Origin of the sequence: Iodidimonas nitroreducens, from assembly GCA_000710935.1 — a bacterium.
Taxonomy (GTDB): Bacteria; Pseudomonadota; Alphaproteobacteria; order Sphingomonadales; family Rhodothalassiaceae; genus Iodidimonas; species Iodidimonas nitroreducens.
This window is the reverse complement of record BAYV01000041.1, coordinates 20,945-33,827: the sequence shown is the minus strand read 5'-3', so window position 1 is coordinate 33,827 and position 12,883 is coordinate 20,945. Positions and strand designations below refer to the sequence as shown.

Below are 12,883 nucleotides of genomic sequence, written 5' to 3'. Positions count from 1 at the left end.
CCCCTGCATGAAGATGCCGCATCCTTTTGCATTGATCCTTTTAAAGCCTTGAAAGCCTGATCAACAGCAAAAAAACAGCCCCCCCCATCGCCATTGATAACACGCCCCATGAAAAGCCCTCTTATGTCAGCACCCCAAAAGGAACAAAGCCCGGAAACGCAAACCGGGCCCGAACCCGGTTTTTATGCCGGGGAAAAAGCTTTGGCTTTGTCATGGCCGCACATTCTTTTCCTGCTGATCGCCTATTGCGCTTTCCATTATGGGCTTGATCTGCACGCCAAATCGTTTCAAACGCCTTTATCGGTCACCACATGGTATCCGGCCATGGGGCTGGCTATTGCCTTTATCCTGTGTTTTGGGGCGCGGCTGATCTGGATTGTGTGCTTAGGCTTTTTGATCGGCAATATTGGGATCTGGGAATATTGGCAAATCAACCCGATCACCCTGCTGCCCGCATTGGCCAATAGCGCTGCGGTGGCGCTCGCTGCCTGGTTTCTTATGCCCCTTGCCCGGCTGAAGCCCCATGATTGGACCTTTTATCATCTGGCACGGCTGCTGGGCGGGGCGCTGATCGCCGCCACCATATCGGGGATGAGCATCATCGGCCTGTGGTATGGATTGGGCCGCATGTCATTGTGGCGCGCCGCCAATGCCTTGGCGGAATGGCTTTTGGGGGATGTTATCGGTATTCTTATCCTCACCCCTTTGCTTTTGGTGATGATGGCCCCGCTGATGATCAGGCTTTTAAGCCCCGAAGGGGGCCAAGCCTTCCTTCAGGGGCTGCTGCGTCCCCTCATCCGCCCCAAAAGCGGCTGGCCCCAGCATCCGCTGATGATCCCGCTGGCAATCACCTTCGCAACCGCCCTCATTCTTTATGTGGTTTTTCTCTCGCCCATCGGGAAAACCCAAAATCTGCTGTTTTTATGTTTCCTGCCGCCCATTTGGGCCGCCTTGCGCTATGGCTTTCCGGGGGCGATGATCAGCGCCACTCTGGTGGCTATCGCCGGGCTGGGGATTGCGGTTTATCTGGTCGATCCCATCCTGATCATGCCCAGCCGCACGGAAATCCACATCTTTCAGCTTTTTTTGCTGGTGCTGGTGCTGATCAGCTACATTCTGGGCATGGCGGTGGATGAACTCGACCGTGCCCGCGCTATCATCGAAGGGCAAAAAGCCAATCTGGAAGAAACGGTCAAGCGCCGCACATACGCCCTGATCAAGGAAAATAGCGAAAGACAAAAAGCCGAACATAATCTGCGCCGGATGAATGAAAAGCTGGAACAGCGCGTTCTGGACCGCACCAGCGCCCTGAAGGATGCCCTTGTTCGCGCCGAACGGGCCAATGATGCCAAATCCCAATTCCTGCACAATATGAACCATGAATTGCGCACCCCGCTCAATGCGGTGATCGGCTTTTCCGAAATGCTGCGCCGTGAAGAACTCGGCCCCCTGGGGCATCGGAAATATGCCGAATATGCCCATGATATCAACAAGGCGGGGCATCATCTTTTATCCCTGGTGGGGGATCTTTTGGATAGCGCCTCGATGGATGATCATGATGATCTGCCGCTGGATATGAAGCCCCATGATCTGCATCATATCCTTTGCGAGGCCTGCCGCATGGTGCAGCCAAAAGCCGATGCCAAACAGATCACCATCGATCTGGTTGCCCCTCTAAAAAATCGCCATGCCCTTGCCGATTATCACCGGCTTTTGCAAATCCTGCTCAATCTGATTGATAATGCGATCAAATTTTCTCCGCCCCACAGCAGCATCAGAATTTATATGGAACAAGAGGCCGATGAGGTGATCATCAGGATCATCGATCAGGGCCCGGGCATCCCCGAAACCCAGCTTCTCTATGTTTTTGATCGCTTTTGGCGGGGCAATCAAAGCCAATTGAGCAATCCCGGCGGCATGGGGCTGGGATTGGCCATTGCCCGATCCCTTGTGCTCAGGCATGGCGGCAGTCTTGAGCTTTATAATGAACCCAAAGCCGGGGCCTGCGCCTGCCTCATCCTGCCCATCGCCGATAAATCCCCAGCTGATGCTGCCCCAGAGGATCCCAGCCAAGAGTGAAGACGCTGCAGCTCCTTGTCGCCATTTGCAAAACATGCCCCTATGATGCCGCCTTTCAATGTCTTAAAGGCAATCATAAACAGTTTTGAGGCAGGCCGGATTGATGACCAGTAACAGAAAGATCATTGCCGTTATTTTCGGCGGACGCAGTGTGGAGCATGATGTCAGCGTGCTGACCGGTTTGCAGTGCCTTGATGCCCTTGATCAAAGCCGCTATCAGGGCCTGCCCGTTTATGTGGACCCCGAAGGCCAATGGTGGACCGGCGATCTTTTATTGAAGCGAAGCCTTTATCCCCATAGCGAAGCAACCCGCAAACAGCTTTCCGCCATCACTTTGCCCCTTGGCACCGCCACCCACGGGTGGCCCCATCTGCTGACCATGAAAAAAGGGCTGTTCGGAGAAAAAGTGGACAGCATCCCCTTTGATCTGATGCTGCCGGCCATTCATGGCAGCAATGGCGAGGATGGCAGCTTGCAGGGGCTTTTGGCCTTTGCCGGGATTCCCTTTGCCGGATCGCGGGCGCTGGGATCGGCGGCAACGATGGATAAGCATATCACCAAACAGATGCTGGGCCTGCGTAATCTGCCGCTTTTGCCCCATGTTCTTGTGGATCGACCCCCTGAGGGCCAGTTTCTGGATCGGGCCGATCTGCTGCCCCGGCTGGAAGCCATATTGGGCGACCAGCCCTTTCCGGTGATCGCCAAGCCCCGCCGCCTTGGGTCGAGTGTGGGGGTGCAGATCGCCCGGACTATCGATGATCTTGAGGCCGCCCTGTCGCTGATTTTTCGCATGGATCATGGGGCCCTGATCGAACCTTTGGTGCCCCATCTGGTGGAATATAATGTGGCGGTGATGCGCCGGGGGGGCGAGATCTGCACATCGGCCATCGAAAAGCCCCTGAAATCAAGCGACTTTCTCGATTTCAACACGAAATACCGGGCGGGCGAAGGGGGCGGGCCCAAGCTTGATGATGCCCCCAGTCTGGGGATGGCGTCCTTGAGCCGGGATATCAATCCGCAGGATCTGAGCCCCGCCAATGAAGCCCTGTTGCGCAGCGCCGCCAGCACGGCTTTCGATCTGCTCGATCTGGCAGGAACGGTGCGGATCGATTTTCTGTGCAATAGTCAAACCGGCGATCTATGGCTTAATGAAATCAATTCCATCCCCGGCTCTTTTGCCTATTTCCTGTGGCAGGATGCAAGCCCGGCGCTCAGCTTCAGCGATCTTGTGAGCCATCTGGTGGAAGAAGGCTTCGCGCTGAGCAAACAGGAACGCGCCGATACCAATACCGCCACCGGCAATGCCCGGATTTTTGGCCATGGTTAAAGCGGCGGCCCTAAGCGATCAGCCGACATCGGCTTTGTGGTATTGCCATCCCTTATCGGTTACCCAAAAAAGGCCTGAGCCGAGAAAACCCGCTGATCCAGCCACACAATCTCCGCCCCTGATCATCTGGCTGCATGGCTGGGGGCAAAGCGGGGCCAGCCTTTTGCCTTTGGCCCGGCTGTTTGCCGCCGAGGCCGAAAACCGGGTTTATGATCTGCCCGGTTTTGGCAAAACCCCCATGCTCCAAAGCGGTGCGGGCAGCGATGATTATGCCAAAGTCCTTTATCAGCAGCTTGATCACAATCGCCCGGTGATTTTGGTGGGTCATTCCTTTGGGGCGCGGATTGCGGTGCGCTTTGCGGCCCGTTATCCCGATCACATTGCGGGCCTGATCCTGATTGCCGGGGCGGGGCTGAAACGGCCGCGCAGCCTGCCTTTCCGCCTGCGGGCTTTGGGCCTGAAACAATTGGGGCGGCTGGCCCGCCGCATCGATGGGCTGGTTGGCAGCCATTTTGAAGATCGCTATAAAGCACGCTTTGGCAGTGCCGATTATCGCGCTGCCGGGGCTTTGCGCCCCACGCTCCTGTCCGTGGTGAACGAAGATTTAAGCCCGCAGGCGGCCCGGATTTTGGCGCCTTGTTTATTGCTTTATGGTGCCCTTGATGATGCCACCCCGCCCAGCATGGGCCAGCACTATCAAAAGCTGATCAGGGGGGCGGATTTTCACTGCCTCGATGGCTTTGGGCATCTTGATATTCTCAGCCGTGGGGCTTTTCAATGTCAGCAGCGCATCGCGCATTTTCTGGAGCGGCTGTGAATGAGCATTTCCTTTATCCTTCAAGCTCTGCTGGTTTTCCTTTGGACTCTGGCCATCGTTTTTTTTGTGCTCCACCGGGGCCGGGCCTATCTGATGTATTTCCAGCAGGAAGAATATGATGGCAGCCGCTTTCGCCATTGGTTGAAGGATCGCCATGGCCGGGATCGCCTCACAAGCCTTGCAGCCATTCTGGCAGGGGGCCTTAGCTTTGGCGCTGCCTATGGGCTTTCATGGCTCGATACGCCGGCACTGATGATCCTGATCGCGGGTTTATATGAGGGTTTCCGCCGCAGCCGAAAGGCGCTTTTGACCGCGAAAAAACCTTTGGTATCAACTGAACGGGCGCGCCGCATCCTTGCTGTTTATCTCGCCCTCATGGCCTTTCTTGGCAGTGGCTTTCTGATCATCGCCCATTGGCAGCCGGTACCGCTGATTGCGATGCTGGTTTTATTCAGCCTGATTGCGGCCCAGATCGCGCCTTATGCCCTTCTGGCCGCCAATCGGCTGTTAAGCCCCTTTGAACAGCGGGTAAAAGCCCGCTATCTGGGTGAAGCCAAAGAAAAACTGGCCCATTTGCAGCCCTATATCATTGCCATCACCGGCAGCTATGGCAAAACATCCACCAAATCGATTTTGGCGCATATCCTGTCGAGCGCCGCCCCCACTTTGGCCACCCCCGGCAGCATCAATACCGATATGGGCATCACCCGGGTGGTGCGCGAACAGCTCAAGCCCGACCATCGTTATTTCATCGTCGAAATGGGGGCCTATGGTCCCGGGTCCATCGCCCGCTTATGCCGTTTGGCCCCGCCGAAACTCGCCATCATCACGGCTGTGGGCTGGGCGCATTATGAACGCTTCAAAACTGTTGATCGGGTGTTTGATGCCAAATTTGAAATGGCCGATGCCGCCCGCGCCAATGGCGGCAAAACCATCGTTAATCGCGATGCCGTGCCCCAAAACAAACTGGATGAGCGCCTGTCCCGCGATGACAGCCTGATCCTTGTCAAAACCAATCCGCACGCCGAAGCTGTGCATGAAACCATCACGGGGCTTTCGGTGCAATCCGCCAAGCAGGACCGGGATGGCATCAGCCTTGTGATCAACGGCTCTGATTTCGGCGAGATCAGCCTTCGCGCCCCTCTCTATGGCCTTCATCAGGGGCAAAATATCGCCTGCGCTACCGCCGCCGCCCTGCAAATGGGGATGCCCATTTCATCGATAAAGGCAGCCCTTGCCACCGTGCCCCAAAGCCGCCATCGATTGGAAGTGATTGAAGCAAAGGGCATCACCATCATCGATGACGCCTATAATTCCAATCCGTCGGGCTTTGCCTCGGGGCTGGAACTGCTCGATATCCTGCAAAAGCCCGGCGGGCGACGCCTGCTGATCACCCCCGGCATGGTTGAATTGGGCAGCCGCCATGATGAAGAGCATCGCACCTTAGGGGAATTGGCGGGCCAGCATGTGGATATCGCCCTCATTGTCACCCCGGAACGGATTTTATCGTTCATCGAAGGGTTCAACAGCCGCAAAAACGATCAGGCCCAACTCTTGCGCTTTGCAACGCAAGACGAGGCCCAGAACTGGATCAAGGATCACGCCCGGGCCGATGATGTGATTTTATATGAAAACAACCTGCCCGATCTTTACGAGCAATTACCGGGCTTTTAATAGCGCGGGATTAGGGGATGGCCGTGGCCTTCATCGTCGCTGAGCCCTTTCTTTCGTCACCCCACAAGAATCGTCACCCCGGGCCCCCTCTTTCGTCACCCCGGGCGGAGACACGGGGTCCACCTTGTGAAGAGCTCGTGCGTGGCAAAGAGTGGATCCCGGCTCAGCGTCGCATCCCTTCGGGCTGCACCGCGTCCGGGATGACGTGAGGTGTTGGCGTCAAATAAACCGCGTCACCCCACAAAAAACGTCACCCCGGGCTTGACCCGGGGTCCATCTCGTGAAGGGCTGAACACGCCAAAAATGCACCCCGGGGCAAGCCCGGGGCGCTGATTTATAGGATGAAGCCAAGAGTGGCTTATTGCAAAGTCCAGTTAAGAGGCAGAATGATCGTCAGGCGATCATCGGACAATTCAGCCGGTGGCTTTGGCAGGGGATTGACCCGGCCCATCAAACGTTCGATTTCCGAATCGAGCACATTATGGCCAGTGGGCTGGAGAATTTCATAGGATTGAATGGCGCCGGTGCGATCCATCACAACCTTCACCCGGGCCGAGCCTTCGAGCTGGCGCATCATGGCCGAGCGGGGATAAACCTGCTTTGAAGCAACGGTGCGTGCGATGGCGGTTTGCCAATCCGCAACACTGGCTGCTTTAACCACGCCAAAAGAGGCGGACAGGGCGGCTGTCGTCATTAATGCAACAGCAAGAGCTTTGCGTGCGAACATGTTTTTGCCTTTTGTGAACAAGGGTTCAAATTCTGCGCGACATGACAATCGACCCATCTCCGCGCCCCGACCTTTTGCGCCGCAACATATTAAGAGTTTGCCAAGAAATATCCCTAATATAACATTTATTTTCCGATAAAATTTGATCGATCGCCGCCGCTCTGCAACCGGCATGAGGATCGCTGTCACTTTCGCCGCAGATCATCTCGTAAAGCGGGGATGATCACTTTACCGTGGCCCCCTGCTGTGGCCTTGTGCCTCAAAAATTCCGATCCACGCTTTCATCCAGGAGAATCTTATGTTACAGTGTGCAAACGTTTGCTCGATAAGGGTTGGTCTATCAAAGGAATGCGCTGCTATGAATAAGCCGATGATCTATAATGCGCCACGCTTTACCGTGAAACAATATGATTGGGATCTGTTCAAAGGCCCAAGGGCTGGCGAAAAGGCTCAGGATTTCGCGCTGACAGCCCAGGATGGCAGCACGGTTCATCTAACGGATTTCAAGGGCAAATGGGTGGTTGTGGAAACCGGCTCTGCCACCTGTTCCATGTATACCAAAAATATTCCCGGCATGAAGGAACTGCGGGCCGAATTCCCGGATGTGGAATTCATTGTTGTTTATGTGCGCGAAGCCCATCCCGGCGAACGTTTGAGCCAGCATCAATCCTTCGAGGAGAAAAAGAAGGCGGCCAGCCTTCTCGCGCCCCGCTATGAGGAAGATCGTCCGGTTTATATCGATGCCTATGAGGGCGATATGCACAAGGCTTATGGCGGGATGCCCAATATCGTTTATGTGATCAATCCCGATGGAATCGTGCATTATCGCTGCAATTGGGCCACGGTGGATGGCGTGCGCGAAGCTTTGAGCGACCGCGAGCATCTGCATACCGTTGAAAATGCCGATATGCACAAGCTGAAAGCCAGCCGCGGTATGATGGTGGCCCTGCGCACCATGTGGACCGGCGGCTTTCTGGCTTTATGGGATTTCATCATTGCCACGCCCAAGCTGATGAAGCGGCACAAGCTGGTGGATGACTATTATAACAAGCATGGCAAATTCAGGAATTCCTGAGCCTCATGCCCATCATCACCCCAGAAAACAAAGAGGCTGCATCGCTTTTAGGGGTGCACCTTTATCACAGCCCTTTTTCCAATTGTTCCCAGCGCACCCGATTGGTGCTGGCGGAAAAGGGAATCGCCTGGGAAAGCCACGAAATCAACCTGATGAAATTCGAGCATCTCACCCCATTTTATCAGGGAATTCATCCCAAAGGGGTGGTGCCGGCACTGGTTCATGATGGCGTGGTGATCGTTGAATCCCATGATATCATCCGCTATCTGGATGATCATTTCCCCGGCCCGAAGCTGATGCCCGCATCCCATGATGAAGCGGCGCGGATCAGGCCCTGGATGGAATTGGGCGATGCATTGCAGATGAGCATCAAAAGCCTGACCTATGATCGCCTGTTCCGCGATAAATTCCCGCCCACAGAAGAAAAATGCGCCTTTTATGCCGCCCATCAGCGCAATCCCGATCTGGTGGCTTTTTACCGTCGGTTTCTTGATGGTTTTGATCCCGAGGATCTGAAGCACTATGACGAGGCGGTGGCGGATTTCCTCGCCCGCACCAATGATCAACTGGGAAAAACCGCGTGGCTTGCGGGGGATGCCATCACCCTGGCCGATTTTTCCGCCGTGGTGAATGTGCATCGGGCCACCAAGCTGGGCCATGATCTGGCGGCCTATCCCGCCACCCTTGCATGGTATGAAACAATAGAGGCGCGGCCCAGCTTCCATCAGGCGATCACATCCTATGTGCCCTGATGATCAATCGATCAATTTGAGCAGATGCCGATCAAACAGGCGCAACACCTGATCAAGATGATGGCCCCGCCGCAGCACCTGCCCTTCCATCCCCAAAACCAGCCATGCCCCCTGCCGATTGGCCCGGGCGGGGATTTTGATGATACGATAGGCCGGTCGCTCGCTGGTCCGGCGAAAGATGGCAAATTCCGCCTGATCCCGCCCGGCATGAAGGCCATAATCGCGCCACAGCCCGGCGGCCACAAAGCGACCATAAAGATCGAGAATCCGCATCAATTCAGGGCGGGCAAACATCACCGCAGGCTGATGGCCCATGATGGCAACCCCATCTGAATTTTGTGTCACATGAAAATTCATCATCCCCTTTATTGTGCGTCCTGTGCTGGGGCTTGGCAAGCACCCAGGCGCTGGTCCCGGCCCATTTGCTGCGCTGCGCCATAAAATAGTTTGCAAATCCCTGTCGCACAGGGTGCGTTCGTGAAATTGCTGCGCTATAAGATGCAGCATCAGATCCCGTCCACAGCTACGAATGTCTTATTTTATGTCCGATACAGATAAGCTTTATGAATCCGCCCTGCGTTATCATCGCATGTCACCCCCCGGAAAGCTCGCTGTTGTCGCCACCAAGCCGCTGGTCACCCAGCGCGATCTGGCGCTGGCTTATTCCCCCGGCGTGGCAGCGGCCTGCAAGGCGATCATGGATGATCCCGATGAAGCCGCCAATCTCACCGCCCGGGGCAATCTGGTTGCGGTGATCAGCAATGGCTCGGCGGTTCTAGGGCTGGGCAATATCGGGCCGCTGGCCTCAAAGCCGGTGATGGAAGGCAAAGCCGTTCTGTTCAAGAAATTTGCCAATATCGATTGTTTCGATATCGAAGTGGATGCCAAAGACCCGGATCTGTTTTGCAAGGTGGTGGCCGCCCTTGGCCCCACATTCGGGGCGATCAATCTTGAGGATATCAAGGCGCCTGAGTGTTTTATCATCGAAGAGCGCCTGCGCAAGGAAATGGATATCCCGGTTTTTCACGATGATCAGCATGGCACCGCCATCGTGGCCGGGGCGGCGATCTATAATGCCTTGAAGGTGGTGGGGAAAAAGATCGACGAGATCAGGCTGGTCTCCACCGGGGGCGGGGCCGCCAGCCTTGCCTGTCTCGATCTGCTGGTCTCGATGGGGCTGAAGCGCGAGAATATCATTCTGTGCGATATCGAAGGCGTGGTTTATGAAGGCCGCAAGGAAGACATGAACCCCTATAAAAGCCGCTATGCCCGGCAAACCGATATGCGCACGCTGGATGATGCGATTGCCGATGCCGATGTGTTTCTGGGCCTTTCAGCACCCAAGGTTTTAACGCCCGATATGGTGAAGAAAATGGGCAGCCAGCCGATCATCATGGCGCTGGCCAATCCCGAGCCGGAAATCATGCCTGATCTGGCCCGCGAAGCCCGGCCTGATGCGATCATCGCCACCGGACGTTCGGATTTCCCCAATCAGGTGAATAATGTTTTGTGCTATCCCTTCATCTTTCGCGGGGCTTTGGATGTAGGGGCCAGCGATATCAATGAAGCGATGAAGATCGCTGCGGTGAAGGCGATTGCCTCTCTGGCCGATAAGGAAGTCTCGGATGTTGTGGCCCGCGCCTATGAAGGCGAGCCCTTGCGGCTGGGGCCGGACTATCTGATCCCCAAGCCATTTGATTCCCGGCTGATGACCGAAGTGGCCCCTGCGGTGGCCAAAGCAGCGATGGAAAGCGGGGTGGCCCGTCGGCCTATCGAGGATTTCGATGCCTATCTCGCGCAATTAAATACCTTTGTTTTCCGTTCTGGCAATTTGATGCAGCCCATTTTCGAGCGTGCCCGCAGCCATAAAAAGCGCCTGTTGCTGGCCGAAGGCGAGGAAGAGCGGGTTTTGCGTGCGGCTCAGGCCCTGCTCGATGAAAATCTGGGCGATATCACCCTTGTGGGGCGGCCTGCCGTGGTTGAAAGCCGGATCGAAAAGCTGGGCCTGCGGATGCGGGCTGATCGCGATTTCGAATTGGTCAATCCGCAAAATGATGCCCGCTATGGCGACTATTGGCGGGCTTACCATCTTTTGATGGAACGGAAGGGCGTTTCCCCCGATGAAGCGCGCACGGTGATGCGCACCAATAATACCGCTATTGCCTCTTTGGCCTTAAAGCGCGGCGAGGCCGATGCCATGGTGTGCGGGTCTGTGGGGCGTTTTGACAGCCATCTTCATCATATTCTCGATATTGTGGGCTTGTCTGATGGGGTGAAGGCGGCATCCGCGCTCTCGGTTCTGATGCTGAGCAAAGGCACCTTCTTTTTATGCGATACCTTCATCACCAATGATCCCAGCGCCGAGGAAATCGCCGAGGTGACGATGCTGGCCGCCGATGAAGTGCGGCGCTTTGGTCTGGAGCCGAAAGTGGCCCTGCTTTCACATTCCAATTTCGGCACGTCGAAATCAGCCAGTTCCGCCAAGATGCGCACGGCACTGGCCCTGCTCCATGAAGCCGCCCCCGATCTGGAGGTGGAAGGCGAAATGCATGGGGATGCGGCCATTGATGAAGCGATCCGCGATCATATCTTCCCCCATTCCCGATTGAATGGCATGGCCAATCTGCTGGTGATGCCCAATCTCGATTCGGCCAATATCGCCTATGAGCTTCTGAAGGTTCTGGGCGATGGCCTGCCCATCGGCCCGCTGCTTCTGGGCACAAGAAAGCCGGCGCATATCGTCACCCCATCGGTGACCGCGCGGGGGCTGTTGAATATCGGCGCTCTGGCCCTTGTGGATGCCATTGATCCGCCGGAATTGCGCCGCTCTCTCTCGGTCGATTCCTTACAGGATTAAAGGGCCGCTCTTTCGGTTGGACTGAAAGATCTTGCATCCTGATCATTGACGGGCGTTTTTATCTGTGTATGATAAGGCAAACGTTTGCATGTACACACATCAACACAAGGCTGAGGGAAAATCATGAGCTCTGATGACCACAAGCATTCGCACGATAACAAAGCCCGCGATCATCAGCATGAACAGACCATGTTGAACAAGCCCCGGGCGGTTTCGGATCGTTTGGAAATTCTGCCTGATGACATCAATCCCCATCATGATTGGACGCGACTGAATGCCCATGGCGTGATGAATGTGGATTTCGAGGAACGGGTCGATTTCCGGCGCCTGCATCGCTATCGCCTGTCCCGCGCCCGGCAGGCTTTGCGCAATTCCGAGCTTGGCGCCCTTTTGTGCTTTGATAACAACAATATCCGCTACATCACCTCGACCATGATCGGGGAATGGTCGCGGGATAAATTCTGCCGATACACGGTGCTGACCGGCAATGGCGAACCGCATCTGTGGGATTTCGGCTCGGCGGCGGCACATCACCGGATCTATGCCCCCTGGCTTCAGCCCGTTTGCTGTCATGCCGGGAATGTGGGCCTGCGCGGCACCATCCCCCCCGATCAGGGGCTGATCAAGCGGGCGGCGCAGGAAATTCATGATGTTCTGCGCGAACAGGGCGTGGCCGATATGCCCGTGGGTGTGGATGTGATCGAACCGCCGATGATGTTCGAGCTGCAAAGGCTGGGCCTTGATATTCGCGATGGCCAGCAGGTGATGCTTGACGCCCGCGAAATCAAAAGCCGGGATGAGATCATGCTGCTTAATACGGCGGCGGCGATGGTCGATGGGGTGTATCAGGATATTTATGAAAAGCTCAAGCCCGGGGTGCGGGAATCCGATATCGTGGCCATGGCATCAAAGCGCCTGTTTGAAATGGGCTCCGATGATGTGGAGGCGATCAATGCGGTATCCGGCGAACGCTGTGCGCCACATCCCCATAATTTCACCGATCGCATCATCCGCCCCGGCGATCAGGCCTTTTTCGATATCATTCAAGCCTATATGGGCTATCGCACCTGCTATTACCGCACCTTCAATGTGGGGATGGCAACACCCGCCCATCATGATGCCTATACCAAAGCGCGGGAATGGATGGATGAAGCCCTGAGCCGGGTGCGCCCCGGGGCCAGCACCGATCATATCGCGGCCGCTTTCCCTAAGGCGGAAGACTTCGGCTTTCCCAATGAAATGGAAGCCTTTGCCCTGCAATTTGGCCATGGGCTTGGTGTCGCCCTCCATGAACGGCCGATCATTTCGCGCCTTGTTTCCATGGATTATCCGATGGAAATCAAGGAAGGCATGGTGTTTGCGCTGGAAACCTATTGCCCGGCCAAGGATGGCTCGGGGGCGGCCCGGATCGAGGAAGAAGTGGTGGTGACCGCCAATGGCGCCAAGGTCATCACCTTGTTCCCGGCGCAGGAATTACCCATCGCCAACCGCTATTGAACGATACGCCCCGATCCTTGGGATCGGGGCTTTTCACGACCCTTCCCCGAAGCTTTCACGGCCTTGCGTCGATCCTTT

10 protein-coding genes are annotated in these 12,883 nt (G+C 55.9%); 8 read left to right on the top strand and 2 right to left on the bottom strand.

Going from position 1 to position 12,883, the window contains the following annotated elements; genetic code table 11:
* The first annotated feature begins 123 nt into the window (after positions 1-123).
* The 4 genes from AQ1_RS14695 to AQ1_RS11685 all read left to right on the top strand — a co-directional run bounded on the left by AQ1_RS14695 (position 124) and on the right by AQ1_RS11685 (position 5,897).
* Entirely contained in the window at positions 124-2,079 is a 1,956-nt protein-coding gene (locus AQ1_RS14695; protein WP_161760590.1) for a sensor histidine kinase, read from the top strand.
* 103 nt (positions 2,080-2,182) lie between these two features.
* Positions 2,183-3,406, top strand: a complete 1,224-nt coding sequence (locus AQ1_RS11695; protein WP_042087489.1) for a D-alanine--D-alanine ligase — start codon at positions 2,183-2,185, stop codon at positions 3,404-3,406.
* The gene (locus tag AQ1_RS11690; RefSeq protein WP_161760588.1) at positions 3,399-4,223 is read left to right on the top strand and encodes an alpha/beta fold hydrolase; all 825 of its coding nucleotides are present in this window, start codon (positions 3,399-3,401) and stop codon (positions 4,221-4,223) included. The genes AQ1_RS11695 and AQ1_RS11690 overlap by 8 nt, the downstream gene beginning before the upstream one ends.
* On the top strand, positions 4,224-5,897 hold the full coding sequence (locus AQ1_RS11685) for a Mur ligase family protein (RefSeq protein WP_042087487.1): 1,674 nt from the start codon (positions 4,224-4,226) through the stop codon (positions 5,895-5,897).
* Between the two features lie 358 nt (positions 5,898-6,255).
* Here AQ1_RS11685 and AQ1_RS11680 read toward each other — a convergent pair whose 3' ends face one another.
* Positions 6,256-6,624: an energy transducer TonB gene (locus tag AQ1_RS11680; protein ID WP_052371243.1), complete on the bottom strand. Its 369-nt coding sequence runs from the start codon at positions 6,622-6,624 to the stop codon at positions 6,256-6,258.
* A 358-nt stretch (positions 6,625-6,982) separates the two neighbouring features.
* Here AQ1_RS11680 and AQ1_RS14690 point away from each other — a divergent pair, with 358 nt between their 5' ends.
* Positions 6,983-7,699, top strand: coding sequence for a peroxiredoxin family protein (locus tag AQ1_RS14690; protein ID WP_052371242.1), 717 nt, complete (start codon positions 6,983-6,985; stop codon positions 7,697-7,699).
* Between the two features lie 5 nt (positions 7,700-7,704).
* Positions 7,705-8,451, top strand: a complete 747-nt coding sequence (locus AQ1_RS11665; protein WP_042087484.1) for a glutathione S-transferase family protein — start codon at positions 7,705-7,707, stop codon at positions 8,449-8,451.
* Between the two features lie 3 nt (positions 8,452-8,454).
* On the opposite strand, the gene AQ1_RS11660 is transcribed toward AQ1_RS11665, so the two are convergent.
* Positions 8,455-8,808 (bottom strand): DUF2794 domain-containing protein, encoded by a 354-nt coding sequence (locus tag AQ1_RS11660; RefSeq protein WP_042087548.1) that lies wholly within the window; start codon positions 8,806-8,808, stop codon positions 8,455-8,457.
* A gap of 184 nt (positions 8,809-8,992) precedes the next feature.
* On the opposite strand from AQ1_RS11660, the gene AQ1_RS11655 reads away from it, so the two are divergent.
* Both AQ1_RS11655 and AQ1_RS11650 read left to right on the top strand, forming a co-directional pair.
* The gene (locus AQ1_RS11655) at positions 8,993-11,308 is read left to right on the top strand and encodes an NADP-dependent malic enzyme (protein WP_042087545.1); all 2,316 of its coding nucleotides are present in this window, start codon (positions 8,993-8,995) and stop codon (positions 11,306-11,308) included.
* A 189-nt stretch (positions 11,309-11,497) separates the two neighbouring features.
* Complete coding sequence (locus tag AQ1_RS11650; protein WP_042087544.1) at positions 11,498-12,805, top strand: M24 family metallopeptidase; 1,308 nt, start codon at positions 11,498-11,500, stop codon at positions 12,803-12,805.
* Positions 12,806-12,883: the final 78 nt, after the last annotated feature.